Origin of the sequence: Winogradskyella psychrotolerans, assembly GCF_018860565.1 — a bacterium.
Classification (GTDB): Bacteria; Bacteroidota; Bacteroidia; order Flavobacteriales; family Flavobacteriaceae; genus Winogradskyella; species Winogradskyella damuponensis.
Map to the genome: position 1 here is coordinate 89,679 of NZ_JAHKPS010000009.1, position 26,123 is coordinate 115,801.

The 26,123-nt window shown below is 32.0% G+C and carries 26 protein-coding genes; 6 read left to right on the top strand and 20 right to left on the bottom strand.

Annotated features, from left to right (window positions below; all coding sequences use genetic code 11):
* Positions 1 to 81 precede the first annotated feature (81 nt).
* The 3 genes from KO504_RS02900 to KO504_RS02910 all read right to left on the bottom strand — a co-directional run bounded on the left by KO504_RS02900 (position 82) and on the right by KO504_RS02910 (position 3,939).
* Positions 82 to 2,769: a hypothetical protein gene (locus KO504_RS02900; RefSeq protein WP_215924825.1), complete on the bottom strand. Its 2,688-nt coding sequence runs from the start codon at positions 2,767 to 2,769 to the stop codon at positions 82 to 84.
* Positions 2,744 to 3,592, bottom strand: coding sequence for a GLPGLI family protein (locus tag KO504_RS02905; RefSeq protein ID WP_215924826.1), 849 nt, complete (start codon positions 3,590 to 3,592; stop codon positions 2,744 to 2,746). The genes KO504_RS02900 and KO504_RS02905 overlap by 26 nt, the downstream gene beginning before the upstream one ends.
* An 86-nt stretch (positions 3,593 to 3,678) precedes the next feature.
* On the bottom strand, positions 3,679 to 3,939 hold the full coding sequence (locus KO504_RS02910; protein WP_215924827.1) for a hypothetical protein: 261 nt from the start codon (positions 3,937 to 3,939) through the stop codon (positions 3,679 to 3,681).
* Between the two features lie 185 nt (positions 3,940 to 4,124).
* Between KO504_RS02910 and panB the strand changes: the two genes are divergently transcribed.
* From panB to KO504_RS02925, 3 genes are all read left to right on the top strand, one after another.
* Positions 4,125 to 4,943, top strand: a complete 819-nt coding sequence (gene panB, locus KO504_RS02915) for a 3-methyl-2-oxobutanoate hydroxymethyltransferase (RefSeq protein WP_215924828.1) — start codon at positions 4,125 to 4,127, stop codon at positions 4,941 to 4,943.
* Positions 4,944 to 5,157: 214 nt separating this feature from the next.
* Positions 5,158 to 5,439 (top strand): four helix bundle protein, encoded by a 282-nt coding sequence (locus KO504_RS02920; protein ID WP_354667377.1) that lies wholly within the window; start codon positions 5,158 to 5,160, stop codon positions 5,437 to 5,439.
* A 99-nt stretch (positions 5,440 to 5,538) separates the two neighbouring features.
* Complete coding sequence (locus KO504_RS02925) at positions 5,539 to 6,240, top strand: RluA family pseudouridine synthase (protein WP_215924829.1); 702 nt, start codon at positions 5,539 to 5,541, stop codon at positions 6,238 to 6,240.
* Here the strand turns inward: KO504_RS02925 and KO504_RS02930 are convergent.
* The 12 genes from KO504_RS02930 to tilS all read right to left on the bottom strand — a co-directional run bounded on the left by KO504_RS02930 (position 6,237) and on the right by tilS (position 18,434).
* Positions 6,237 to 7,037 (bottom strand): sensor histidine kinase, encoded by an 801-nt coding sequence (locus KO504_RS02930; protein ID WP_215924830.1) that lies wholly within the window; start codon positions 7,035 to 7,037, stop codon positions 6,237 to 6,239. The genes KO504_RS02925 and KO504_RS02930 overlap by 4 nt on opposite strands.
* Positions 7,022 to 7,696: a hypothetical protein gene (locus tag KO504_RS02935; RefSeq protein WP_215924831.1), complete on the bottom strand. Its 675-nt coding sequence runs from the start codon at positions 7,694 to 7,696 to the stop codon at positions 7,022 to 7,024. Before KO504_RS02935 ends, KO504_RS02930 begins: the two co-directional genes overlap by 16 nt.
* Positions 7,697 to 7,711: 15 nt before the next feature.
* Entirely contained in the window at positions 7,712 to 8,224 is a 513-nt protein-coding gene (locus tag KO504_RS02940) for a hypothetical protein (RefSeq protein ID WP_215924832.1), read from the bottom strand.
* A gap of 441 nt (positions 8,225 to 8,665) precedes the next feature.
* The gene (locus KO504_RS17415; protein WP_354667380.1) at positions 8,666 to 8,950 is read right to left on the bottom strand and encodes a carboxyltransferase domain-containing protein; all 285 of its coding nucleotides are present in this window, start codon (positions 8,948 to 8,950) and stop codon (positions 8,666 to 8,668) included.
* A 409-nt stretch (positions 8,951 to 9,359) separates the two neighbouring features.
* Complete coding sequence (locus KO504_RS02950; protein WP_215924834.1) at positions 9,360 to 10,478, bottom strand: DUF2891 domain-containing protein; 1,119 nt, start codon at positions 10,476 to 10,478, stop codon at positions 9,360 to 9,362.
* Between the two features lie 67 nt (positions 10,479 to 10,545).
* Positions 10,546 to 12,084, bottom strand: coding sequence for a YifB family Mg chelatase-like AAA ATPase (locus KO504_RS02955; RefSeq protein ID WP_215924835.1), 1,539 nt, complete (start codon positions 12,082 to 12,084; stop codon positions 10,546 to 10,548).
* A gap of 76 nt (positions 12,085 to 12,160) precedes the next feature.
* Positions 12,161 to 12,484: a hypothetical protein gene (locus KO504_RS02960; RefSeq protein ID WP_215924836.1), complete on the bottom strand. Its 324-nt coding sequence runs from the start codon at positions 12,482 to 12,484 to the stop codon at positions 12,161 to 12,163.
* 2 nt (positions 12,485 to 12,486) lie between these two features.
* The gene (locus KO504_RS02965) at positions 12,487 to 12,990 is read right to left on the bottom strand and encodes a hypothetical protein (protein WP_215924837.1); all 504 of its coding nucleotides are present in this window, start codon (positions 12,988 to 12,990) and stop codon (positions 12,487 to 12,489) included.
* A gap of 229 nt (positions 12,991 to 13,219) precedes the next feature.
* Positions 13,220 to 14,182, bottom strand: a complete 963-nt coding sequence (locus KO504_RS02970) for a YheT family hydrolase (RefSeq protein WP_215924838.1) — start codon at positions 14,180 to 14,182, stop codon at positions 13,220 to 13,222.
* 78 nt (positions 14,183 to 14,260) lie between these two features.
* Complete coding sequence (gene ade, locus KO504_RS02975) at positions 14,261 to 15,886, bottom strand: adenine deaminase (protein WP_215924839.1); 1,626 nt, start codon at positions 15,884 to 15,886, stop codon at positions 14,261 to 14,263.
* Between the two features lie 2 nt (positions 15,887 to 15,888).
* Positions 15,889 to 17,118 carry a T9SS type A sorting domain-containing protein gene (locus tag KO504_RS02980; RefSeq protein ID WP_215924840.1) on the bottom strand — a complete coding sequence of 410 codons (1,230 nt, stop codon included), beginning with the start codon at positions 17,116 to 17,118 and terminating at the stop codon, positions 15,889 to 15,891.
* The gene (tilS, locus tag KO504_RS02985; RefSeq protein ID WP_215924841.1) at positions 17,115 to 18,434 is read right to left on the bottom strand and encodes a tRNA lysidine(34) synthetase TilS; all 1,320 of its coding nucleotides are present in this window, start codon (positions 18,432 to 18,434) and stop codon (positions 17,115 to 17,117) included. The genes KO504_RS02980 and tilS overlap by 4 nt, the downstream gene beginning before the upstream one ends.
* A 155-nt stretch (positions 18,435 to 18,589) precedes the next feature.
* On the opposite strand from tilS, the gene KO504_RS02990 reads away from it, so the two are divergent.
* Positions 18,590 to 19,279 (top strand): hypothetical protein, encoded by a 690-nt coding sequence (locus tag KO504_RS02990; protein ID WP_215924842.1) that lies wholly within the window; start codon positions 18,590 to 18,592, stop codon positions 19,277 to 19,279.
* A 43-nt stretch (positions 19,280 to 19,322) separates the two neighbouring features.
* Here the strand turns inward: KO504_RS02990 and pabB are convergent, their stop codons facing one another.
* Positions 19,323 to 20,618 carry an aminodeoxychorismate synthase component I gene (pabB, locus tag KO504_RS02995; RefSeq protein ID WP_215924843.1) on the bottom strand — a complete coding sequence of 432 codons (1,296 nt, stop codon included), beginning with the start codon at positions 20,616 to 20,618 and terminating at the stop codon, positions 19,323 to 19,325.
* Between the two features lie 330 nt (positions 20,619 to 20,948).
* On the opposite strand from pabB, the gene KO504_RS03000 reads away from it, so the two are divergent.
* A complete protein-coding gene (locus KO504_RS03000) occupies positions 20,949 to 21,839 on the top strand; it encodes an aldose 1-epimerase family protein (RefSeq protein WP_215924844.1) in 891 nt (296 codons plus the stop codon).
* A 42-nt stretch (positions 21,840 to 21,881) separates the two neighbouring features.
* Positions 21,882 to 23,231, top strand: coding sequence for a DEAD/DEAH box helicase (locus KO504_RS03005; RefSeq protein WP_215924845.1), 1,350 nt, complete (start codon positions 21,882 to 21,884; stop codon positions 23,229 to 23,231).
* A 233-nt stretch (positions 23,232 to 23,464) separates the two neighbouring features.
* On the opposite strand, the gene KO504_RS03010 is transcribed toward KO504_RS03005, so the two are convergent.
* From KO504_RS03010 to KO504_RS03025, 4 genes are all read right to left on the bottom strand, one after another.
* Positions 23,465 to 24,283, bottom strand: a complete 819-nt coding sequence (locus KO504_RS03010) for a mechanosensitive ion channel family protein (protein WP_252723606.1) — start codon at positions 24,281 to 24,283, stop codon at positions 23,465 to 23,467.
* Positions 24,284 to 24,322: 39 nt separating this feature from the next.
* Entirely contained in the window at positions 24,323 to 24,496 is a 174-nt protein-coding gene (locus KO504_RS03015) for a hypothetical protein (protein ID WP_215924847.1), read from the bottom strand.
* Entirely contained in the window at positions 24,480 to 25,073 is a 594-nt protein-coding gene (locus tag KO504_RS03020) for an RNA polymerase sigma factor (RefSeq protein ID WP_215924848.1), read from the bottom strand. The genes KO504_RS03015 and KO504_RS03020 overlap by 17 nt, the downstream gene beginning before the upstream one ends.
* A 519-nt stretch (positions 25,074 to 25,592) precedes the next feature.
* Positions 25,593 to 26,009, bottom strand: a complete 417-nt coding sequence (locus KO504_RS03025; protein ID WP_215924849.1) for a MotA/TolQ/ExbB proton channel family protein — start codon at positions 26,007 to 26,009, stop codon at positions 25,593 to 25,595.
* Positions 26,010 to 26,123 lie beyond the last annotated feature (114 nt).

A 26,123-nucleotide genomic window follows, 5' to 3' on the forward strand; every position in this document is an offset into this window, starting at 1 on the left:
CCTAGCCTTCCCAATTGGAAGAAACCCTTAATCTTGTGAATTGACTTGCCAAATGATACTTTTAACTTTAACATTTAAATATTAAAAACGATAAGACATAGAAAGTGACACAAAAGATTTATTTAAAAAAATATAAGTATTAGTATTAGAAATTAAAGACGCATAACTATTCTGAAAATTTCTAACATTAGTTAAATTCTGACCAATTAGTCTAAAATCTAATTTATTCTTTATCGCTAAATATTTGAACTCAATATCAATAAAATTATAAACTTGGTCAATATTGTTAGATTCGCTAGGATAGATTTGTTTTGAATCTAAAGAAAATATTAATTCATCATTGATGTCGTAAACCAATTGAAAGAAACTAGTATATTGTGTATTTTTATTATTTATAATTGATGTCTTTAGATTGGTAAACTGCGCTTTAAAACCCGACTTTAAATTTATTTTACTTTTAAAATAGCTGCCATATCTTAAACCTATATTATTAACATAATTTGAAGCCATTTCTTCATTACCTGCAATCTCAACATAACTTCGCCGGTATATACCTCCATACTCTAAAAAAAAACCTGATTTGATGGAACTAAAACTTCTATTTACCTTAAAAGATGCTATGGTTATATTATTATTTTTAGCTCTAGTATTAATTAAAATATCAAAGTTTGGAGTGTTTATATATTCATAACCAAATGTATTTTGGTTGTAATTATAACTCAATGATGCATCAATAAATATGTTTTTCCTGAAATCTGATATTGCGTATGATATTCTTGACCTATGTTTATAAAGGTTAAACAATTCATTTATACCTTTGGTAAATCCCCTATTTGAAGTTAATAATAGGCCACTATAAACATCACTTATTCCAGGTTGTTTTAAAGAAAATTTATAAGAAACAGTATACTTACCATATTTCTTCGTTTTTTTAGATAATTTCAACTCTGGCTCAGCGTATAATTGATGGTTTGTTTCTGTAAAATTCTGCCCTACTATATCATTTTTATATTTTACGCTATTATAACCTCCTTTTGCCTTTATTGTTAAATCATATTTCTTCCCTAACGAAAACAAATACTGCCTATAGACGAAAAGATCTTTACTAGTATTAGTTAAATTATTATAAAACGTTAAATCCTCAAATTGTAACTCAGAGCCATCATTTAAAGTTTTACTAATTATTTTTTCATCCTTAATTAAAAATCCTAGATTCCATTCATGTGTTTTACTAATTAATTTTGAGTTAAACCCATAATGTCTTATTGGATTTTCATAAGATTGAGTTATAATGCCTTGATCATCAAAAATAGGATTACTAGTAGAATAGCCTTGTGGGTTTTTATCTTGTAAATAAAACAAGTTTATACTTAACGCGCTTTTTCCGCTAACTCTAAATGTAGTGTTGAGCTGTTGAGAGAAATAGTAATCTTTAATATCCAAATTTTCATTGTACTGATTGTCATCAATAGTTAAATCTATGTTTGTTTCGTTTTTAGAATTGTTTATAATCCCATTATATTCTATAAACGATTTACTTCCGTTTGCATTCTTAATATTTAACTCAGCATTGAATTCACTAGACTTCTCTCTATGAAATTTTGATTGAAAAACACTAAAGTTTGATGGTGCTGAGTAAAAAGTGGTAAAAGCATTTTCTTTTTTAACAACATCATCTAGAAAATAAAAAATCCCTCTAACATGAATATTTTTTTTGGGTTTTGTGAGAAGATGTAATGAATTAAAATATGAAGTATTATCGTTAATATACGTTTCATTAAACAAACTATTGGACGCTACGACATCTGTCGTAATTATATTTTTGGAAAAAGCTCGATAATCTTCAAAATAACTACTACCCGATCTATTGAACATGGAACCGTTAAGATTCTCATTAGCTTTTTCACCAATGGTATTCGTTTTACTTATTAGAAACGTTTTTAAATTATTGTTTAAATTAAAAAGTGTTAAATCGCCTAAATAATTATTATCATTACCATATCCAACATTAGTTTTACCATAAATAGCTCCTTGTCTTTCTTTTTTTATAGATATATTTAATGCTATATCTTCAGAGTCAGTCAATGCTCGCAATACAGAATTTTCATCAAAATTATAAATAATTTCAACCTCTTCTATATCACTGGCATCAATATTTTTAGTAGCGATTTTATAATTATTATCAAACACATCATCACCACCTATTAACACCTTTGAAATTGCTTGGTTATTTACTTTAACAATTCCATTAGCATCTACTTCAATACCAGGCAAGTTTTTAAGTAAATCTTCAAGTACTTCATTTTGTTTAGTTATAAAGCTAGAAACTTTAAATGTGATAGTATCCTTTTCAATTTTTATAGGCTGTTGAGATTTTACAACCACAGCATCTAACTCTGTGATGTCAGGATACATCATAACATCAATTTGGTATTCTTTCAGCCCTTTTTTAATATTAACTATAACATCATCAACCTTATAAGCTAAGGATTTAAATTTTAAAATATATAAGCTTTTATTAGACGGAATTTTGAAGTTATATTTTCCATCTTTCTGAGTTCTAAAATTAGCGATATACCTATTATTTTTATCTAATACAACTACTGTTATTAAATCTAAAGGTTGGGAAATGGAATCAGTAACTATTCCATAAATATTAATTGATTCTTGGGAATGAGAAATATGGAATGAAAATACTATAAAAAAAATAATTTTAAGACTTGATGATATAATACTAAAGTCATCATTCTTTTTTAAGTGATTCCTCATAAGTATTATATTCAATTTGATGGTATTTATCTAGTAGCTTTATCTGTTCATCATTATATTCTATATTTACGTATGCACTTGGATCTCCACTTCTCATTTGCCCTGTCGCAATCATTGCTTTTTTATTATTTACGTAACTTAAGTACAATCTAAAACTTTCTTTAAGGTACTCCTCTAAATTATATACATCTTTAGAATTTGGTTTCGCATAATATGCTTTTGATTTACTATTCTGCTTTATAGTATTGAAAGTGATATTTATTAAGTCTTTATCATCATGTACTTCTAAAATTAATCCTGGTAATCCGTGAAATTTCCATGGTCCAGTAGGTACTGGAATGTCATAAGTAAACCAAGCCTCATAATTACGACCTCTAAAATTTTGGGTAGTTGCTTTATAACAAACATAGTCTCCTATTTTTTTTGATTCCTCCGTAATTACCCAATTAAAATCAATATCCTTTTCCTTAACGGTAACCTCATACTTCTCCATTAAGACTTCGCGTGAGGTTAACTCTTTGGTATTAAAATTTAAATAAAATTTGTAACCCTCTTCATCATAATTTCTATAAAAACGCACGCCATTAAATCTACCTGTTCTATCTCCTACTTTTTTAAAAAACCCTTCGGCTCCTTCAAAATTTATTCTATTGTAAATAAATAGGCTTGTGCTATCATTGTAGTACAACCTAGATTTGTAAGGTATTCCTTCTGTATAGCTATGTAAATTAACATCAAAAGTATAGGATACTTCTGTTAAATCTATAGTTTCTTGAGAGAAGCAAAATGAATAAAATAAAATAAAGTAAAATGTTAACTTCATAATAATAATAATAATAATAATAATAATAATTCTGTGTGATATAAAAACTATTTTGTCTGGTAAAAATTATAATTTAATAATATCTATTATGGCTCTAATTTAGGAACATTCTTCTTTTTCACAGGCGCTTCGCATCCTTCGGATTCATATACAGATTGAGCATATTCTTCAAACTCTGCTTCACTACACCAACCATAGGACGGACCATTGAATATACACCCAGGACCACCATCTATGACATATGATTGATTGCAATACTCTTCATAATTATCATTATTTAAATCATCGCTAGAAGTAAATGATAAAACTCCTAATGCACAAATTAATGCAAATATTGTTTTTTTCATAATTATTGGTTTTTAAAATGTTAATAGACAAAATAGTTTCTTGTAAACTAATTAAAATACAGATGATTGTTTTTTTTTTAACAAATATTTAACAAGTCAATAAAAGCTTTTTTTAAAATGTATTTAGTTAAAAACAGACTTAATTAAACTATTTACTATTTTTACATTCAACTAATAAAAACACAATGTCAGTAGCAAAAAAAGAATACAAAAGAATTACCGTAAAGAGCCTTGTAGATATGAAGTCTAGAGGTGAAAAAATATCGATGTTAACAGCCTATGATTATACCATGGCTAAAATCGTTGATGGTGCAGGTATCGATGTTATTTTGGTTGGCGACTCTGCTAGTAATGTTATGGCTGGTCATGAAACCACTTTGCCAATCACATTAGACCAAATGATATATCACGCGTCTTCTGTGGTTAGAGCTATTGATCGTTGTTTAGTTGTTGTTGATTTACCCTTTGGAACCTACCAAAGCGACCCTAAAGAAGCCTTACGTTCTGCAATTAGAATTATGAAAGAAAGCGGTGGACATGCCGTTAAAATGGAAGGTGGAAAAGAAATTAAAGAATCCGTAAAGCGTATTCTTAATGCAGGAATTCCTGTTATGGGTCATTTAGGTCTAACTCCACAATCTATTTATAAATTTGGAACATATACAGTAAGAGCAAAAGAAGAACAAGAAGCCGATCAATTAAAAGAAGATGCTTTAATGCTAGAAAAAGCAGGTTGTTTTGCTATTGTTTTAGAAAAAATCCCTGCGGCTTTAGCTAAAGAAGTTGCCGACAGTGTTTCTATACCAGTAATTGGTATTGGTGCTGGAGACGGTGTTGACGGACAAGTACTTGTTTTACACGATATGCTAGGGATGACTCACGAGTTTAACCCTCGTTTTTTACGTCGCTATATGAACCTTTATGAAGAAATGACTTCTGCAATTTCACAATATGTAGACGATGTAAAGACCGAAGACTTCCCTAATGATGAGGAACAATATTAATTTAGATTGTTAGATACCTAGACATTATTAGATTGTTTAGACAACTAGACATTATTAGATTGTTAGACAACTAGACATTATTAGATTGTTAGACAACTAGACATTATTAGATTGTTAGACAACTAGACATTATTAGATTGTTTAGACAACTAGACATTATTAGATTGTTAGACAACTAGACACTATTAGATTGTTAGATAACTGAACCTAGAATATGGCTCATAAATTTAAAGAATTGCTGATTTGGAAAAGAAGTAGGTTATTCTGCTCTGAAATTTATGCTATTACTTCAAAGTTTCCTGATTCAGAAAAATTTGGTCTAACCAATCAATTGAGAAGAGCATCGGTTTCAATTCCTTCAAATATAGCTGAAGGATCTTCTAGAAATTCTAATAAAGACTTCGCTCGGTTTTTACAAATATCAATAGGTTCAGCTTACGAAATAGAAACTCAGCTTCTTATTTCCGCTGATTTAAATTTTATTTTAGATAAATAACACCAACCATGCCTTTCTGAATTAGGTGAAATTATCAAAATGAAATCAAAATTCAAATCTACATTAATCTAATATTTTCTATAAATCTAAAGATCTAAAATGTCTAATAAAATCCTATCTAATAAAAACAACCTTCAAGTACTTCATGAAGACAACCACATCATCGTGGTTAATAAACGTGCGGGAGATATTGTTCAAGGAGACAAAACCGGAGACAAACCTTTAAGCGACGTTGTAAAGTCGTATTTAAAGGATAAATACAATAAGGAAGGTAATGTCTATTTAGGTGTAGTTCATCGCTTAGACAGACCTACAACAGGCATTGTGATGTTTGCAAAAACAAGTAAAGCGCTACCTAGGCTTAACAAATTATTTGCCGAAAAAACAGCTAAAAAAACCTATTGGGCTTTAGTAAAAAACCAACCACCAAAAACTAAAGATACGTTAATCCACTGGTTGAAAAAGAATCCTAAAAATAACAAGTCTACATCTTATACTAAAGAAGTTGAAGGCAGTAAAAAAGCTATTCTTCACTACCAATTGAAACAAACTTTAGATAATTTTTATCTCTTGGAAGTTGATTTAGAAACCGGAAGACACCACCAAATTAGAGCGCAATTATCTTCTATAGGTTGCCCAATAAAAGGCGATTTAAAATACGGATTTGACCGCAGTAATAAAGATGCAAGTATTAGTTTACACGCTAGAACCTTACGCTTTATACATCCTGTTAAAAAAGAAGAAGTGATAATTACAGCACCATTGCCCAATGATTCACTTTGGAATGCTTGTAAGGTTTAATTTGTTCTAAAAGGATATACTAAGTTAAGCGATGTGCCTTTATTTAGTTGAGACACTAATTCATATTTAGCATTCAATAATTCGGCTCGTTTTTCCATATTAATAAGCCCTGAACCTTTTGGTACACCTTCAAGCTCAAAACCATTACCATCATCTTCAACTCTAATATTTAAAAATTCATCTTCGTAATTTAAGACCACGTTAAGGTGTTCTGCCTCTGCGTACTTTAAGGTATTTGAAAAGAACTCTTGCAAAATTCTAAAAAGAATGATTTCATCTTTTTTATTTTCAAAACTAACCTTAGTACCATTAATAGATAAACTAGAAGCAATAAGTCCTGATTTATTTAGACGTAAGACTTCATTTTCAACTGTAGCGTTAAAACCAAGATTAAAAATAACATCACTATTCAACGATTTAGATAAAGCCCTAACTTCTTCTAATGATGCTTTTAATACACTTGCCGTATTATCTACTTTAACCTTTATGTCATCTGTAACGGTAGATGCAACAGTTTTCATTTGCATCGTTGCCAATACAAGCATTTGTCCAACATTATCATGCAGCTCTCGTCCAATATGCTTTAAGGTTTCCTCTTGAATTTCTTGCTGGGTTTTAATGAGCTCTTCATCAAACTTTTGTTGCTGATCAATTTTATCTAAAAGCAGTTGATTTTTTCGTTTTTGAAAAATAATAAAAAACACGATTATAGTCGTTGCAAGAATCGCTAATACAACCACCGAGTAAATCAATATCGTTAAGTCTAAAATCTCTTTTTCTACTACTCCTTGCCCCATATAAACCCTATTGTAAAACAACTATACAAATAAATATTTGCCATAATTAACATCCCATTTCTCATACTTACTAAGTTTGGATAAATCTTCTTATAGTAAGGCATATAAAATACCAAAGGAGGCACTATGAGCCACCAAAGCAACAAACCAATACTTATATAAAACAACGTTGACTTATAGAAAATTAATATTTTATCACTCATCAAAACTTCATAAAAATATAAGGATACGCATATAAAAACAGACAACGTAGTCCATAGAATATTATATTTTAATAGCATACCAAATAAAATAGACCATCCAAAATAAATATTAATAACAACAACCAAACCAGAAATAGCACATAATAGATTCAATATCTTTTTATGCTTAGGGTACATCAAATGTGTTTTATAAAAATAAATATAAAAGAACAATGACCCAATTACATATATATTGAATAACCAAGAATTGGTTACAAAAGGAGTTGTTTTTAAACCATGTAAAAATTCAATTCTATCTATGAAGCTAGTATAATTCCCCATAGCATCAGTAAAAACAGTAATTACTAAAAAATACACAAAAGGCCTTAATTTAGAGTCTCTGTTTTTACTTAAAAAGTAAAACCCTGAAAACGCAGCAATTAGTTCTAATAAACTAGTAATTAAAGCATAAAGCATAAAGCATAAATCTATTTACTGAGGATAATTAGCACCTGGAGGCGTACCTTGACTTCCTAAATTTAAACCACCAAAACCTGGTAAATCTTTACCACCACCTTGCAACGAAAAGATACTACCATCTGAAACAGTCTTATAACCGGTGGGAACAAAAAACATAGTTGTTAAACCTCTCCCTTCTTTAGAATCTGGATAAGCCCCTAAATACAAACGTAAACCATCTAACGTATACCCCTCTTGTTTAGCTTCATGTTTTGTATAAGCCAAATATTCTTCTATTGCCTGCAACTTATACCAAGACGACCTGTTATCTTCTTCTTTAGGATCTTTAAACAAAGAATCATTAATTATATTATACCTTTCATTATAAGCTTCGTCTAGTTTTTTTGCCGTTTCGGAAGTAATGAACCCATAAGGTTTTGGCGGCAACTGTTCTGTTGGCGCACCTACATCATTAGAGTTATAGTAAAAAGACGCGGCAACTACGCCTAGGATAATTCCAAGTATTAGTAGACTGAAATTTTTCATAATATTTTGATTGAATTTAATTAAATAGCCTTTGTAAATTATTAATTTTATTTTACATATAAAATTTTTATTAAACCTATTCTTACATTAATAATCACGCCTTCTCATTGTCAAGCAATTAGACACTATTTCTGACTTCATATATTAATAGCCTTTTCTGTTAATTGAAGAATTATAGGATAGTAATCTGTAGTTTAATAACCTCTTATCATAACAATAAGTTAGCCTAAAGAAGTAAACTGAACTGTTCTTGATAAAACTAGAACTGTTAAAATTGGCTCTAAATTATTTTTATTGATGAATGCGCTATAGGATTAAATAATTCCAATAGAGAATTCCCAATCATATACCAACTTCTAGAACTGTCTTTCAAATAGAGTTCTGTTTATTCTCATCCTATAGCAACCGACCCATTTTCACATAGAAATTCAGAGTTGTTTTTCAATATAAAAACAAAGCTAAATTGCTCCCTCCTAAATACAAAAAACCGATTAAAAAAACCGTGTAAATAGTTTGATAATGCAACTTAATTCTTTCAGGCTTTAACAGTTTTACGTCTTCTGAATAAGGCCCTAAATCAACAGCAAACCCATCATCATAACATACCGGAATTTTAACTATTTTTGATTTCAATATCCTAGTGCCATTTTCAACCTTATACAGTTCTAACAATCTTAAAAACTCAGTATTGACTTTATCAATAGTAAATACGTAAAAAATTAATATTGAATCATATACCTATTTTACATTAACAATTAGTTTAATAGTATTGTTTTAGATTTTATTTTAAAACATAACACATCCCGAAGCACATTTTTACCAATAATAACTAGCTGTTCTACCAGAACAAAAAACCTCATTACACCACAAAAACTAAAACTCACAACGCATATCACTAATTAAATTCAGACGTTCTTTTTATTCAAATTAAAACTTAAATATTTCAAAAAGTCAATCGCATTTTCAGCACCACCACGCACACAAATTACCAATGCTTCCTCCTCTACCTTTACACCTCTTAAAGACTTCTCTTTTTTTGATATTTCACCACACTTAAAACAGAACCAAAACCAACCTCTTTATCATGCAAAATCACCACACTATCCCATCCAAAAATCAGAAACAATATTACACATCATTCTTTTACAGAATTCAAAGCATAAATTGCAAAACTACCAAGCCAGTGCCCTCCTTCATAACTATCACCAACAATACTCGGCAAAGAATAATTAATATGTTTATTCGCCAAATTCTGAAGATACTGATACTCAGACAAACCTTTTGCCACATAATTCAAACTCCATGCTCTCGAAAAATTCACACCATCAAGATGCACCAACTTACCGTCTGTTCTATCAGAAACTTCGCCAACCGACCAGTCAAAACTTTCTTCACTAAGCTCTGGCAAAAAACCACCAATCCACACTTTAAAATCCTCAACAGACAACACACGCTTCATCAAAGCAGCCTCCTCTAAACAAGGAGACAAAAAATCAAATCCACTAGGCTCCCATTCTATCGGACAATCCTGATCGTTATTATAAAAATCTTTAGCTCTATTTTCTATCAACACCCTCAACTCATCATGCCCTACAGCAACAGCATAATCATAAGCAAAACTCAACCCAAAAGCCGTATTCGAGTGCTCACCTACCCTTATCGGGTAATTTAATTTAGGCAGAAATTCCAAATATTTACGAACAATCAAATCTGTTAATGGCTGTAAATTCACTTCCAACTCTTCTGCTACCACTGAACCATTCCACGTACGCAACTCTTCAGCCAATTTAAGCAACCAAGCCCAACCATAAGTGCGTTCAAAAGACACATTATACTGCCCTTCAAAATAAAGTAACTCTTGCGCTATATTCTCCTTAGAGATGTTTTGAAGTAATTTTTGCTGAATCTCATCTTTACGCTCCAAATTCGGAAACTGTTTTAAAAGCGACACCAAACTCCAATGTCCATGAACCGCAGAATGCCAATCGAAACACCCATAAAACGCCGGATGCAATTCTTTTGGTGATTTTAAATCTGACGCACCTCCAATAGTTTGCCCCAGTTTGTTTGGGTATTCTGTATCCATACAATGCAAAGGCAATTGCGACAAACGATTTGCCTGATTCAAATTTAACACTGGCCGCTCCACTAATTCTACTTTTTTCAAAGTAGACACAGGCAACACCTCTTTTTCCTCTACATTACCGCAACTCAACATCAACAACACCAACAACAAAGCGTATATTTTTTCCATATAATGATATATTTTCTTAACACATTTAACTCACACCTAAAACAGCAAACCATCCCAAACCAAAACTCTAACCTAACCAACCTTCACGATCTAAACTACGATACTGAATCGCCTCACTGATATGAACCCCCAAAACAGATTCCGAACCCTCTAAATCCGCTATCGTTCTCGCCACTTTTAAAATTCTATCATAAGCTCTAGCAGAAAGATTTAAACGCTCCATTGCCGATTTCAACAATTGCAAAGAACCTTCATCTAACTTACAATACTCACGTATTTGCTTAGTATTCATCTGCGCATTGTAATGAATATGCTCTAATGCTTTAAAACGCACAGTCTGCCGCTCTCTAGCCTTAATAACCCGCTTCCTTATATCTACAGAAGATTCACCACTCCTCTCATCTGCTAATTTTTCAAAAGGAACAGGCGTAACCTCTATGTGGATATCTATTCGATCCAATAACGGCCCTGAAATTTTCCCCATATAACGCTGCATTTCTGCTGGAGATGATGTGATTGGCGAGCCTGGATCATTGAAATAACCACCCGGACTCGGATTCATACTAGCCACCAACATAAAAGACGACGGATAAGTCACCGTAAATTTTGCTCTAGAAATCGTCACCTCTCTATCCTCTAAAGGCTGACGCATAACCTCTAAAACTTCACGTTTAAATTCAGGTAATTCATCTAAAAACAAAACACCATTATGCGATAAAGAGATTTCACCTGGCTGTGGATAACTTCCACCACCTACAAGCGCAACATTTGATATCGTGTGATGCGGACTTCTAAATGGTCGTTGCGCCATAAGCCCCGTATGCGCTTTCACCCTTCCCACTACCGAATGTATTTTAGTGGTTTCTAAAGCCTCGTGCAATGTCATTGGCGGCAAAATACTAGGCAAACGTTTTGCTAACATCGTTTTTCCTGAACCTGGCGGACCAATAAGAATAATGTTATGACCTCCCGCTGCCGCAATTTCCATACAGCGCTTAATAGACTCCTGTCCCTTAACATCAGCAAAATCGAATTCTGGAAAATCCAACTTTTTATAAAATTCCTCTCTCGTATTTATAACAGTCTGCCCTAAAGGCTCGCCTTTATCAAAATGATCAATGACTTGCCTAATATTTTCCACACCAAAAACCTCCAAATCATCTACAATAGCAGCTTCTTTTGCATTTTGAATAGGCAATATAAACCCCTTAAAACCTTCCTCTCTAGCTTTTACAGCAATAGGCAAAGCCCCTTTAAAAGGCTGTAAGCTTCCATCTAAGGACAATTCTCCCATAATAAGGTAATCCTCTAGGTTTTCAGCTTTAATTTGATCTGACGCAGCCAAAATACCAATAGCCAAGGTTAAATCGTATGCCGAACCTTCCTTACGTAAATCGGCAGGAGCCATGTTTATTGTAATCTTTTTTCCCGGAATTCTATAGCCGTTATTTTGAAGTGCCGCAGCAATACGATAATTACTCTCCTTAATAGCATTATCTGGGAGCCCGACTAAATGATAACCAACACCTTTATCCACATTGACTTCAACAGTAATAGTCGATGCTTCAACACCAAAAACAGCACTTGCAAAAACTTTTTTAAGCATGAATTGTTATTTTCTTAAAAATAGAAATAAATCTTTTATAAAAAAATAGAAATCAAGGTTTTACCTAAAATATCAATCAAATAACAACCGTCACAACTGTATTTACAATGGTTTTTATAATCTTATTCTTTAAATGCCCTAGTCGTAATTTAGAAATTCCCGCCTGATACAATGCATTTAGAATTAATAAATCTTTCTGACTTACCAAAAGCCACTCATAATCCTCAACAGTTAATTCTCCAGCCTGCAATAAGCTTGTCCAACGCTCTAATTTTACTTTTGACAGAGTCAAAAACGCTTCAATATCCGCTTTAGTTTCTTTTTTATAATCACTATAACTCTCCCCTAAAACCAAAAGCAATTCATCTTTCAACAACTTTAATAATTCTTCGATATCCATAATTAATTAGCGCTTAAAAAGTTAAGAATATTAGTTTCGTTTGTCTTATTTTTATTTGCCTCATATCTAATAATCAAATCTAAAGACTCACTTACTTGAAGCTTAGCTTCATCTATAAAAACATTAGACAACTGCCCTTTATCTTTCCAACGTTTAAAAAATCCTGCCAAAAGATTTCGATCTTCATTAGCCACAACTTGCCACATCGCATAACTAACAGCATTGTCTGGTTTATTCTTTTCGTATTCTACAATTTTATCAAGCTCTAACAAAAACATTCTTACATCTTCCTCGTTTTCAACATAAGCTTCAGTAGCATCACCCATAAGACTCAAACCTTCTACTTTAATAGAAATAGCTTGTTGATACGAATACTGATCAAAAACAGCTGTTTTGAGACCTTTACACGACACAAAAAATAAAACTAACAACGGCAGCAAAAAAGGCAACTTGAATAACATTGCTCGTTTTACCTGTAAGTACCGAAACGAAAGACTTGGTTTCATATGTTTTTTATTTAGATTATTACTTTACCACACTTCAAACGCCCTAGCATTACACGAAAATACTACCTTCCATAACACTAATTCGCCTAACAAGATAGCAATTCCAAAAAAAAGCTTCTAACAATCAATTAGAACTTAAAAGGACTCTTGAAATTATAAAAAGATTTGATATTTTAAAACTTAAACTCAAAAACAACCGCCCCAAAAGACCTAAAAACCAGTTGAGACACTATTTCTTAGCTGTCACAAACTCTAAAGCACGACGTTCATTATAATACACGTTCCCTTTACCAATAAAACCAACATGACCACCATACTTTGGCATTTCTAAAAACAAATTAGGATTATGTTTAGCTTCTTTTACAGGGTAACATTCTGCCGACAAAAAGGAATCATTAAGCGCATTAATAACTAACGAAGGCACCTGAATATTTGGCAAAAATTGCAAGCAACTCGCTTTCTCATAATAATCAAAAGCATCCTTAAAACCATGCGCTCTTGAAGTATAAACGTTGTCAAAATCAATTAAAGTATTTATTGAATTAAAGTCTTCAATCGATATATTATCAGGAAATTGTTCTAGCTTAGGCTTTAATTTATCTTTTAAATGCGCCAAAAATCGAATAGCATAATGCTTGTTTTTTAAACTCATCAATTCACCACAAGATCCTTTTAAATCGCAAGGTGTAGAAATAGCGACAACAGCTTTAATTTCGCTTGGCAAATCCCGCCCTTCTCCAACATAATTTAAAGTCATATTAGCACCAAGACTAATACCTTTTATATAAATTTCATCGTAAATATCTTTAGACAAGACATGCTTTACAACAGCATCTAAATCTTCCGTAGCACCAGAATGATAACTCCGAAACAACAAATTAGGCGCACCACTACAACCTCTAAAATTAACACCAACGGCATCAATACCATTGTTGTTAAACAACTTTGCAGAACCTGTTATATAAGGACGTTGCGCATTACCTTCGAGTCCGTGCAGCAAGATAATAACCTTATTAGATTTATTTTGCGCATAACTCCAATCTAAATCTAAAAAATCTGAATCTAGCAACCTAATACGCTCTCGCGTTTGCTTAACTCCATCAACTTTTCGAGCTAGCCCTGAAAACACAGTAGACACAAAGCTTTTTTTAGCCCAAAAAGGCGGTTTATAAGTAGATTCTATTATTGGCATTTGGTTTCACTTTTATGGTTACTTATCAGTATCAGCTTTCAAAAACAGCTTTCAACAAAAGACACACGCTTTTCAAAATCAATCAAGAATCTCTACCGAAGTAAACTCAAATTTCCCTCCATTAAAAAGCCCTTTATCACTCAATTTTAAAGCAGGAATTACCAACAACGCCATAAAAGACAAACTCATATACGGCGCATGAAGTTTACTCCCTAATTGTTTTGCCATATTGTCTAATTCTGAATACTGCTTACCTATCGTCTCTGCATTTTGATCACTCATAATACCTGCAACAGGAAGCGCCACTACTTTTTCTTCTGAATTGGATACAGCACAAATACCACCTTCATTTTCTAACAATAAATTTACCGCTTTACAAATCGCTTCATCAGAAACACCAACAGCAATAATATTATGCGAATCATGACCAACAGAACTTGCAATTGCCCCCTCTTTTAGTCCGAAGTTCTTAATAAAAGCAATTGCTGGCGTATCATTTTGGTAACGGTTAACAACTGTCATTTTTAAAACATCTGTTTTAGTATTTGACACCAAATTACCGGCTTCAATAGTCGCATCCTCTACAAGTTCATTGGTTACCAACTCCCCATCAACACATTCAATTACTCGAATTTTATGCGCTTGTGATTCCAATCTAAAATCTGAAACTTCTTTTTTACTGGTATTAAAATTATTGAGGTTTTCAAATTCAACATGTTTTATTTTAGACACTCCATCTCCATAAACCAACTCGCCATTAATATACGTTTGAAGCGTTTTAAAGTCTTTTAAATCTTCTACAACAATACAATCTGCACTATCACCAACATTTAGCAAACCAACATCTAAACCATAGTGTTTTACAGGATTTACACAAGCCGACTGAAGCACTTTAAACACATCCACACCTTTTGCAACAGCTCTAGCACATAATTGATTAATATGACCTAAAAGCAAATCATCAGGATGCTTATCATCACTACAAAACATCATATTTCTGTAATGCTCATTTAGTAAATCTATAAGCGCATCAAAGTTTTTAGCAGCACTACCTTCTCTAATAATAACCTTCATACCTTTTTGAAGCTTCTCTAAACCTTCATCATAAGTAAAACACTCATGATCTGTAGAGATGCCAGCCGAAATATACTTTGTTAAGTCATCTCCTCGCAAACCAGGCGCATGACCATCAACAGGTTTATTATAATGTTTAGCCCATTCTATTTTCCTCAGCACTTCAGCATCATCATAGATAACTCCAGGATAATTCATCATTTCAGCCAAATACTTAATATCAGGATTTGCCATTAAAGTTTTAATAGCGTCAGAATCGATTACTGCTCCTGCAGATTCAAAACTCGTCGCTGGTACGCATGATGGTGCACCAAAATTAAATTTAAAAGGTGTTTTCTTTCCGTTTTCAATCATAAACTCCACACCTTTTACACCAAGCACATTGGCAATTTCGTGCGGATCAGAAACTGTAGCAACTGTACCGTGGTTTACAGCAATCTTAGCAAACTCACTTGGCACCAACATTGAACTTTCGATATGAATATGTGCATCAACAAAACCAGGTAAGATGAAATGATTTTCATTACAATCCTTTTCTTCAATAGATTTTATTTTACCGTTTTCTATAGTAATTTCACCTTTGAAAATTCTGCGATTAGAAATATCGACTATTTGACCACTTAAAACCATTTCTATTGTTTTATTATGTTTTTGATTTCTACACCTTTTGATGTTTCAATTTTTATAATATAAAACCCGCTTAACAACTGGTTCGTTTTTACAACAGCGTGGATATCTGAAGGCTCTTCTTCAAATACTATTTGACCATTACTATTAAAAATTGTAAGATGATTAATCTGATGTTCTGATTGTAAATTTAATTCATCTTTTAATGGTATTGGAAACACTTTAGTTTCAGACACTATAGCGTAATCATTGATACTCAAACTACAATCGTCACTAACTATGGTTTCAGTATAACCCAAAGCATCCAATTCTGCTTGAACTGCAGAAACTTCAAAATCATTTGCACAAATAAATTCTAAATTAGGATTTCCAAAAAAACCAGAATAATCCGTAAATGGAATGCCATTTTTAATGTTAGCGTATATTAAATCATTGTTTTGCACATTTAATTCAAACACATTGGAATTGTTACTCACATCTATTTCAGATAGCAAATTATTAGATAGTGATATAACTATTAAATTAAGATTTTCGCTTAAATCAATTGCTGTTAAATTGTTATGATCTGCACTCAAATATTCTAGTAGCACATTATTTGATAGGTCTAAAACCGAAAAATTTGTATGAGACGTTGTCAAGGATTTTAATTGTATATTATTTGAAACATCCAGTGTTGATAGTGGGTTTACAGAACTATTTAAAGTCTCTAAATTGGTATTAAAAGAAATATCAATATCAGATAATTGGTTGAGAAAAAATTCAAGATTTATGAGGTTTGTATTGAGTGTTACGTCCAATGCTGTCAATAGATTTTCAGAACAATACAACTCCTCTAAGTTTACATTACTACTCACATTTAGCTCTATTAATTCATTCGCATCACATAGTAATGACCTGAGGTTTGTAAGTGCCGAAATATCCATAGTTTGAAGATCATTAAACTGAACATTCAAATAGGTTAAATCCACAAAATTCTCAATACCCTCAAGAGAAGTTATGTTTTTATTTACAACACTCAAGCCTTGTATACCTAAAATTTCTGAAAGTTGTATTTCATCATCATTATTAAGGTCGACTTGACTTGTAAAGTTTCCATCACCATTAAAATCTGCACAATTTGTATTCAGTAGTGCATTTTTAAAATTGATATCTGGTATGTCTATAATTTGCGACCAGCCAATACTGTATACAAAAGGTATAATGATTAGTACGATTAGTGTTTTTTGTTTATTCATCTTATTGCAATTATTAAAATTTGTTTTGTGTTTTTTGTAATCTTAAAGCGTTCATCAGCTCTTTTTCCTAGGACCCAAATAATTTTATCTTCCGAAGTTAAAACCCAAGTATTTTCTTTTTCAACTAACGACAGTTTTTCGTCTTTAAGATATTTACTGACTCTCTTTTTACCTGTCATTCCGATAGGTTGAAATGTGTCGCCTTCTTTCCAAAGTCTTAGTACTAATGGGAATTTTAATAGTTCTTTATCGACGTAAATACATTTTTTTGATGTTTCACTTACAGCATCGACTTCATCAAAAAATAAATCGCCAAAAGCGGTTTTAATAATTCCGTTTTGCACTTCATCGGCACTTAATGTGACAGATTCAATAGTAGTTGATTTTAAATCTGCTAAAATCAAATATTCACGATGCTTTATTAAACGATGTGTATTCGATTTTACAAATTTACCAGATTGTGCATCCAATAAATCAACGATATCATGCCACTCCGTAAATCCGTAATTCTTAAATATCTCGAATAAATAGGCTTTAGGGTTGCCTGTGTTTTTAAATTCCGATACTTTATAAGTTGTTCCAAAACTATCTTTAGAAACAATAGCACGTTCAGCAAAAGCTTTTAAACTATTCTCTACAATAAAGGCGGTGTCGTTAAGGTTGTGGATTGTATTTTGAAAACTGTCTAATAATTGTGGATTGATTTCCTTTAAAATAGGCACGACTTCGTGTCTTAGCTTATTCCTCAGATATTTACGAGACGCATTGCTAGCATCTTCTCTCCAAGTGATTTTCTGTTCTTTTGCAAAAGCTTCAATTTGTAATCTCGAAAATGGTAATAAGGGTCTCACCACATTATCATTTAGCATCGGAATTCCGGTTAACCCATTTAACCCAGTTCCCCTTGTGAAATTAATGAGAAATGTTTCTAAATTATCGTCGGCGTGATGTGCTGTTAAGATATAATCGAATTTTAATTGTGTTGCTAATTCTTTAAACCAATCGTATCGTAATTCGCGTGCTGCCATTTGAATAGAACGTTTATGCGCTTTAGCATATGCTTCTGTGTCAAAATTTTGAATAAAAACTTCAACATCTAACGCTTCAGCCAATTCCAACACAAAAGCTTCATCTTTATTACTCTCTTCTGCTCTTAAGTTGAAATTACAATGTGCCAAAGAAAAATTCAGACCTAATGCGTGGCATAAATGTGTTAACACCACACTATCAATTCCGCCAGAAACAGCAATAAGCAACTTACTTTCGTTTAAAACCGAAAGCTTATGGTTAATATGGATTTTGAAGTCTTTTTGCACATCTCAAAGGTATTGAAATTATTCATTTCCTAAGAGGCACAAAGAATCAAAGTTTTTCAATTTCTTAACCATAAATACGGATGTTAAAATGACATTTATCATATCAACCTGTTTTCTTTTTATTTAACTTTAAAAGAATTTAAAATTATTAGGTCATGAATGCAACAGACAAATTAACAACAGAATCTGCACGAACCGCCTTTGACAAAAAGGTCCTTTCGGCATTACCACACCTTCATCCTTATGTAAAACACAGAATTTATATTGCTGAAACCTCAGGTATTTTACCAAAGAACATGTTTTCTTCTAATGGTATTATTGACGAAAGCATTATTATACTTTACGATAAAGGCTTTAATGTAGATGCAGAGCCTATGGCTATAAAACTTGAATTGTTTAAAATTGTAGACGATTATATGAATGTGCTGTTTAAAAATGAAACATTTCATAAAAGCACAATAAGCACAGACGAGCTTCTTAAAAAGGAATTATCTAAACTGAGCGAAGATTATACCGTTGATGCCGATTTTGATTTTATTTTAAATACCGATCTTAATGATATTTCTTATCATCAAGATCAGAGTGAGCCACTGCAATTGTACGCCAATAAAGAAACATCAATTTTAAAGGCGTTTGACATCAAAGACTTACCAGCTTCAAAATCGCATAAGGCCTTTGGACAACTTTATAGTTGGCTACCTTTTAACGTTTCTAATATAGTAGATTTATATATTATAGGAAAACTAGATTTTGAATCTATTGCTAAGATTAAGAAGATTGAGCAAAAACGTGTTGAAGCTATTTTTGACAAGGTTAAGCGTACGTTTAGACGGCATATTGAATAAAAGCACACAGAGCCTTTAAACAATTAGAAATTGAAGCTGAAGCTCAATCTTCAAGCGCTTCACGCATAGCCTTTGCTTTAATCAAACATTCCTCGTACTCTTTGAGTGGATCACTTTTTGCCGTAATGGCTCCACCTACAGAATATGAAATGTATTTTTTGGTTTCGTTGTAAAGGATACTTCTAATAATCACATTAAAATCAAAATCACCATTGGGCGCAAAATAACCAACAGAACCGGAGTACAATCCTCGTTTTGTTTCTTCGAGGTTTTCAATGATTTTCATGGCTGATATTTTAGGAGCACCTGTCATGCTTCCCATTGGAAATGTTGTTTTTATAATAGCTACAGGGTTGGTCTCTGGTTGTACTTTAGATTGTATGGTAGAAATCATTTGATGCACTTGCAAAAACGAATATACTTTACACAGCTCCTTTACCTCTACACTTCCTTTACAAGCTGTATGTGATAGGTCATTTCTAACCAAATCTACAATCATTATATTTTCGCTACGCTCTTTAGGATCTTTAGATAACTCTTCTGCCAGCCTTAAATCTTCTGCTTTATCTTCTGAACGCTTTGCAGTACCCTTTATAGGTTGCGAGATGACTTTAGTTCCTGTCTTTTTAATATAGCGTTCTGGTGATGCAGACATCATGTACTTATCTTCAAACTTTAAGAAGCTCGCAAAAGGTGGCCGTGAAATAGCATTCAATTTTTTGAATGTCTCCAACGGATTTATTTCACTGTTTTCCGCATAAAACTCCTGACAAAAATTAGCCTCATAAATATCTCCTCTATGAATATGAGTTAGCATTTTAGTGACTTTATCGGAGTATTCGTCTTTATGTATTCTTAGTTTTATTTTGATAGGATTCTGAGACTTCTCAACTGCGCTTAAAGAGACACAAGAATTAATAGACAATAGATCATCTGCTATCTCATCATCTACCATTTTTAAATACTGAATTTCAATCTGATTGTCTTTAAACAAAAAGAGTTTTTTAGGCTGAAAGAAATACAAATCAGGAAAGTCTAAACCATCAAGATTTTCAGACTTTAGACGTTCTGTAGTATTTTTTAAATCGTAAGCTAAGTAGCCAAAAATCCAATCGTTAACAGACAACTGATAATCTTTTAAACGCTCAAAAGCATCAAAATAATCGGTACGTATGGCCGTAAACGCATCTACTGCCAAAACCGTATCATAACTGCTATATTCATCGTTATGGTTGTTAGAATCTAACCACACAACATCATCAAACTGCTGACTCCAAAGCAATAGATTTTGCTTAAAGGTCTCAATATTTTTTGGTTGATGATTTTGTGTTGTTCTCAATAGAAAAATAATTGCTGCAATTTACTGAAATAATATGGTTTCTTTTATTGAGAATTTACATGTTAAAGTTTTTTTAAGATAGAATTACACCCCTAAAGTCCCCTCGAGGGGACAGTCTTACTGTTGCGAATAAAAAAATCTAAAGATTTTTTTATTAATTGTCCCCTTGAGGGGATTTTAGGCTGTTTTCAACGTTGAATAATACTTCTTTTATTTTTTCAAAATTATAGCCTTCCGAAAATTTGAAATTAAAAAAACATACAGGATAAATATTAATTTTACTAGAGAAGAAATATCAAGAATTGTATATTTCAAAAAAAATAAGACCGCATGCATACTTTAACTAACGACGACTTAAAAATTAATATAAAATCTAAAGGTGCTGAATTGTGTAATATCACTTCTACTAAACACAAAACGGAATTTATCTGGCAAGCAGATCCAAAATTTTGGGGAAGCCATGCGCCAAATTTGTTCCCTATTATTGGCTGTATGAAAGACAACAGCTATATCTACAACAACAAAACATACCACATGCCCAAACATGGTTTTGTAAGGCACAACGATAATTTTGTTGTCAAAAACCAAACCGATACGAGTATCTCGTTTTCATTAGTATCTAATGACGAACTGTATAAACATTATCCTTTTTTATTTGAATTCGAAATTACTTATACACTTGCGGGTAACACCTTAACAATTAACCATACGATTACAAATAGAGACGCAAAAACACTTTTCTTTTCTTTAGGTGGCCATCCTGCGTTTAATTGTCCGCTTTCTAAAGATGACAATTACACAGATTATTATCTAGAATTTGAACAAGCAGAAAATAGCCAATCGTATATATTAAACACCAATAACGGATTATTAACTACAGAGTCAATACCTGTATTTAAAGAGGGAAACAAAATACATTTACGCCCAGATTTATTTAATAAAGATGCTTTAATCTTCAAAGATTTAAAGTCGCGAAGAGTAAATTTAACCCACAAAACCAAAGGAAAAGTATTAACTGTAAACTTTAAAGATTTTAAACAACTAGGCATTTGGGCAAAACCAAATGCACCTTATGTATGCATTGAACCCTGGTTAGGTATTGCCGACAATGAAACTACGGATCAAAACATAGAAACTAAAGAAGGAATTCTAAGCCTCAAAGCAGGTGCTATTTTTAACGCTTCTTACAGTATTGAAATAGAACAAAGCCATTTAGTGTAAGTTGAGTAATAAAATAGTAGCTTTGCAGCAAAACTTTGCAACGTGACTTTTAAAGATCTTAATTTAAACACACCTTTATATAACGCCTTAGACGATTTAGGATTTACAACTCCTACTCCAATACAAGAAGAATCATTTAGTGTGGTGGCTTCTGGTAAAGATGTGGTAGGTATTGCACAAACTGGTACAGGAAAAACACTGGCCTATATGCTTCCTATTTTACGTAATCTTAAGTTCTCAAAACAAGATAACCCTAGAGTCTTAGTATTGGTACCAACAAGAGAATTGGTTGTACAAGTTGTTAGTGAAATTGAAAAATTCTCTAAATACATTAATAATCGTGTGTTAGGTGTTTATGGTGGCACCAACATAAATACACAAAAACAAGCTGTTGCTCAAGGACAAGATATCATTGTAGCCACACCTGGTCGTTTGTATGATTTGGCTGTGAGTAGAGTTTTACAGTTAAAATCCATTCAGAAATTAGTGATTGACGAAGTAGATGTAATGCTAGATTTAGGCTTTAGACATCAGTTAATGAATATTTTTGATATCCTACCACAACGTCGTCAAAACATTATGTTCTCTGCAACGATGACAAAAGATGTAGACGATTTAATTACGGATTTCTTTACGAGTCCTGCAAAAATATCAATTGCAGTTTCTGGTACACCTTTAGAAAACATAAAGCAAGAACGCTACGATGTTCCTAATTTTTACACCAAAGTAAATTTATTAGAACATTTACTTCACGATAAAGACACCTTTTCAAGAGTCTTAATTTTTGTGGCTTATAAGAAAATGGCTGACCGCCTTTTTGATAAACTTGAAGAATTATTTCCAGGCCAATCTTGTGTTATTCACTCTAACAAAACTCAAAACTACAGATTGCGTAGTATTGAGCAATTTAGAGAAGGTGAAAACAGATTATTAGTTGCTACAGATGTCATGGCTAGAGGTTTAGATATTGAAGGTGTATCGCATGTTATTAATTTTGACACCCCAGACTATCCTGAAAATTATATGCACAGAATTGGTAGAACTGGTCGTGCAGAACAACAAGGACACACCATCTTATTGTCTACAGAAAAAGAACAAGAAAGCTTAAAGCGCATTGAGGAATTAATGCAAATGAAAATTGAAACATTATCAATTCCTGAGCGTGTAGCTATTTCTACCGAATTAATAGAAGAAGAACGTCCACAGATTAGAGAACGAAACAATCCAATAAAACGACGTGATGAAGATGCTCCAGGACCTGCTTTTCATGAAAAATCTGAAAAGAACTCTAAAGAAAATTTAGGAGGCTCTTATAAGTTTAAGATTGCAGCAAAGTATAAAAAGCCTAAAACACGAGGAGATAAAAATTACAACCGTAGAAATAAGAAATAGTACACACTATCACCTTGCCACTTAGTATAAAGCACAAGTGTAAAACAACACTAATAATTAATCTCGTATATTTATTCGCTGTAAACCAACTTTAGGATATAACCAAAACAATAATCTATCTTAAATATGACCATAAAAAAACCCTAATCAAATTAATGAAAAGGGTTTGAATATGTCAAGTACATGCAGGATTGTATTTATGGAAACATAAATCTATGACCCTAACCTCACAGTTAATCCTGCATTTGTACTTGATTTTCTATTAAATCCTTAATAGGAACAATAAGTCTTCCTTCAGAATTCTTTAAGATTACAGAGATGCTTTGCACAGCATCTATAGTGTATACTTTTTCGTTAAAAATTATTTTTTGCCCAACTTCAAATGTTTTTCGGGCATAAAACGTATTTAATAATTTACCTACAACATCTCTTGCACCTAAACCTACAGCAATAGCAAAGGCTATTAGGAAAGCTGCAATAATCATGTTTATATTATTGGTAATTATATAGGTGTCAATTCCGGCTTGGTTTAAAGCTGTTATAGAAATAAAAGTAAGCAGTAAAAAGAAAACAACATTACTAATCATTTTACCACCAGACAAATCCATTGACTCAAAAAGAGACTTTAATCCGTTCTTTACAAAATTTGCAAACAAAAGCCCTAATATAAATATCACTAATGCAGCAAACAATTGAGGTAAGTAAGCTAATAAAGCGCTAACTTGATTAGATATAATCTCTAAGCCCATGATATCAGATGCTGTAATTAGCAGCACGATATACATTAACCATTTCACAAAACTTGAAACAATCTTTACAGTATCAAAATTGAGTTTTTTACCTTCTAAAATTTCAATTTCATTAAGTTTATCATCTAATTTATTGACTTTCGCTAATTTTAAAACTTTCTTTATTAGCTTCACAATTAATTTAGTTACAATCCATCCAATAATTAAAACAATAAGCGCACCTATAATATTCGGAAATATTTTAGTTATCTCTAACCACATAGTGGTTAACGACTGCGTTGCAATATCTTTAAATTCTGTCATTTTTTCCATACTAATAATATTACGGCTAGGATTTATCTACTATTTTTCTCTATTATTTGTTACACTTTCAATAATATGAGCAATATTATACGAAAACAACTCAGCTATTTCCATAAGAAGCTTGGCAAGAGCAATATCATGCATAACTTTGCTTTTCAGTTCTTGCGGAACTTCCTGTAAAGGCTTATCGATGTTCTTAAATGGATTTTCCATCTTTCGTATAATTTGCGTACTTACGTACTAGTTTTTCCTTTGCTCTTTTTAATCGCATTTTCACTGCACTTTCTCCTATTTCTAAAGCGTCAGCTAATTCTTTTATTGATAAATTATCTTGGTATTTTAATAATAAAATCATTTTTTCTTCTGGTGAAATCAGCTCCATAACCTCTTTCAATTGCTCTACTCTCATGTTTTCAAACTCAACAGTAGAACTTACATCTTCACCAATATTCTCAATATCTACAAGTTCCGAACTTACAGATTTTTTTTCAAATTTTTTCGCTGTATTCCTTGTTACATAATTCACACAATGGTTATAGGTAAATGCATACAACCATGTTGAAAATTTAGACTTACCTTTAAAACTCGCTAATTTCACAAAGACTCTTAAAAAAACATCTTGTGTTAAATCCTTAGCTTCATCAACTCCATTGGCAAATCCATAACACTTATTATAGACCATATTCGCATATCTATCGTACAGCACCTCGAACAACATAGTGTCGTTAGTTTTTACGATTGCCTCTACGAGCGCTTCATCGGTTAGGTTATGAATAGCGTCTTTAGTCAAGTTACTCTTTTAGTCTATTAATTAGTTGGTTATTGGTATTAAGACACTCCTTTAATTAAGAGGTCACATTTATTCTAAATAAAATTCTTATTTTTTTAAATGATCTTTAATACCATTTAAATGATGCTGTAATACTTTTACTGATATTTGAATTTCCCCTATTAAAAATAGTAAAGACATAATAAGCCCAAATCCAAATGCTCAAACAGCTATGCCCTACGATTTACATATATCTTGTCAACTTTACGCTCTATTTCAGGTTATTGATTTGCCTAAAAATGGAAGCATCCTGATGCTCGTATATATTTTTTCACTTCAACTCCTAACTAAAGCAGCATACACTAAAAACCGCTTGGCGCAAGCAAGCATTATTAACGAAATTAAAGAATAAAAGTGCTGGTATTCTTAGCCTGAATTCTTCCTTAAATCCATTTTACAAAATTAAAGAATAAAAACATTACAAATAAAAAAAGCGAACTTTATTAAGTTCGCTTTTTACAAATAATTAGTAATAGAACACTAATCCTTCCCTTCGTCTTTTAAACTCCATCGCAATAGTAAAATGCCTGCTCTTGCAATAACAAATGAAAACAAACCAAAGGTTGCGGTTAATAGTGACACTTTTAGTCCACCTGCAAAAATTGATGGATCAGGATCTCCCATAGCTTCAACAGAATCAAAAGCTGTTATTAAGCCAATAACAGAACCTAAAAATCCTAATACTAAACCTAATAAACTAGAATCTACAGTTAGTTTCAGCATTTTTTTAGATTGTTCTCTATTCTTTTTTAAGGCGATAAAACCTTTTACCAAAAAAAACACAGATAATAAAAGACAGATTAAAATTAAGGACATAAAGAAAGGGCCGCCTTCATTAAACCGATCTACAAATGGATTTGATACTATGAAGTGATTTAAAACTAACTGTTCGTTCATGATTGATGATTTTAAATTAAATATAAGCCAAACTTAAATGATTTACACATTCAATAATTATAATTGCGACGAATAACCGTTTTAACTTGCGATTAAACCTATTGCTAAATCCAT

Excerpts from the sequence above, each read along its gene's own strand:
- KO504_RS02920 (WP_354667377.1), top strand. The coding sequence starts at position 5,158 with ATGGCTCATAAATTTAAAGAATTGCTGATTTGGAAAAGAAGTAGGTTA.
- KO504_RS03000 (WP_215924844.1), top strand. The coding sequence starts at position 20,949 with ATGCATACTTTAACTAACGACGACTTAAAAATTAATATAAAATCTAAA.
- KO504_RS03015 (WP_215924847.1), bottom strand. The coding sequence starts at position 24,496 with ATGGAAAATCCATTTAAGAACATCGATAAGCCTTTACAGGAAGTTCCG.
- ade (WP_215924839.1), bottom strand. The coding sequence starts at position 15,886 with ATGGTTTTAAGTGGTCAAATAGTCGATATTTCTAATCGCAGAATTTTC.
- KO504_RS03025 (WP_215924849.1), bottom strand. The coding sequence starts at position 26,009 with ATGAACGAACAGTTAGTTTTAAATCACTTCATAGTATCAAATCCATTT.
- KO504_RS02990 (WP_215924842.1), top strand. The coding sequence starts at position 18,590 with ATGAATGCAACAGACAAATTAACAACAGAATCTGCACGAACCGCCTTT.
- KO504_RS02950 (WP_215924834.1), bottom strand. The coding sequence starts at position 10,478 with ATGGAAAAAATATACGCTTTGTTGTTGGTGTTGTTGATGTTGAGTTGC.
- panB (WP_215924828.1), top strand. The coding sequence starts at position 4,125 with ATGTCAGTAGCAAAAAAAGAATACAAAAGAATTACCGTAAAGAGCCTT.
- KO504_RS02910 (WP_215924827.1), bottom strand. The coding sequence starts at position 3,939 with ATGAAAAAAACAATATTTGCATTAATTTGTGCATTAGGAGTTTTATCA.
- KO504_RS02955 (WP_215924835.1), bottom strand. The coding sequence starts at position 12,084 with ATGCTTAAAAAAGTTTTTGCAAGTGCTGTTTTTGGTGTTGAAGCATCG.
- KO504_RS02960 (WP_215924836.1), bottom strand. The coding sequence starts at position 12,484 with ATGGATATCGAAGAATTATTAAAGTTGTTGAAAGATGAATTGCTTTTG.
- KO504_RS02935 (WP_215924831.1), bottom strand. The coding sequence starts at position 7,696 with ATGCTTTATGCTTTAATTACTAGTTTATTAGAACTAATTGCTGCGTTT.
- KO504_RS03010 (WP_252723606.1), bottom strand. The coding sequence starts at position 24,283 with ATGACAGAATTTAAAGATATTGCAACGCAGTCGTTAACCACTATGTGG.
- KO504_RS02970 (WP_215924838.1), bottom strand. The coding sequence starts at position 14,182 with ATGCCAATAATAGAATCTACTTATAAACCGCCTTTTTGGGCTAAAAAA.
- KO504_RS02980 (WP_215924840.1), bottom strand. The coding sequence starts at position 17,118 with ATGAATAAACAAAAAACACTAATCGTACTAATCATTATACCTTTTGTA.
- KO504_RS02925 (WP_215924829.1), top strand. The coding sequence starts at position 5,539 with ATGTCTAATAAAATCCTATCTAATAAAAACAACCTTCAAGTACTTCAT.
- KO504_RS02900 (WP_215924825.1), bottom strand. The coding sequence starts at position 2,769 with ATGAGGAATCACTTAAAAAAGAATGATGACTTTAGTATTATATCATCA.
- KO504_RS02930 (WP_215924830.1), bottom strand. The coding sequence starts at position 7,037 with ATGGGGCAAGGAGTAGTAGAAAAAGAGATTTTAGACTTAACGATATTG.
- KO504_RS02965 (WP_215924837.1), bottom strand. The coding sequence starts at position 12,990 with ATGAAACCAAGTCTTTCGTTTCGGTACTTACAGGTAAAACGAGCAATG.
- KO504_RS02905 (WP_215924826.1), bottom strand. The coding sequence starts at position 3,592 with ATGAAGTTAACATTTTACTTTATTTTATTTTATTCATTTTGCTTCTCT.
- KO504_RS02940 (WP_215924832.1), bottom strand. The coding sequence starts at position 8,224 with ATGAAAAATTTCAGTCTACTAATACTTGGAATTATCCTAGGCGTAGTT.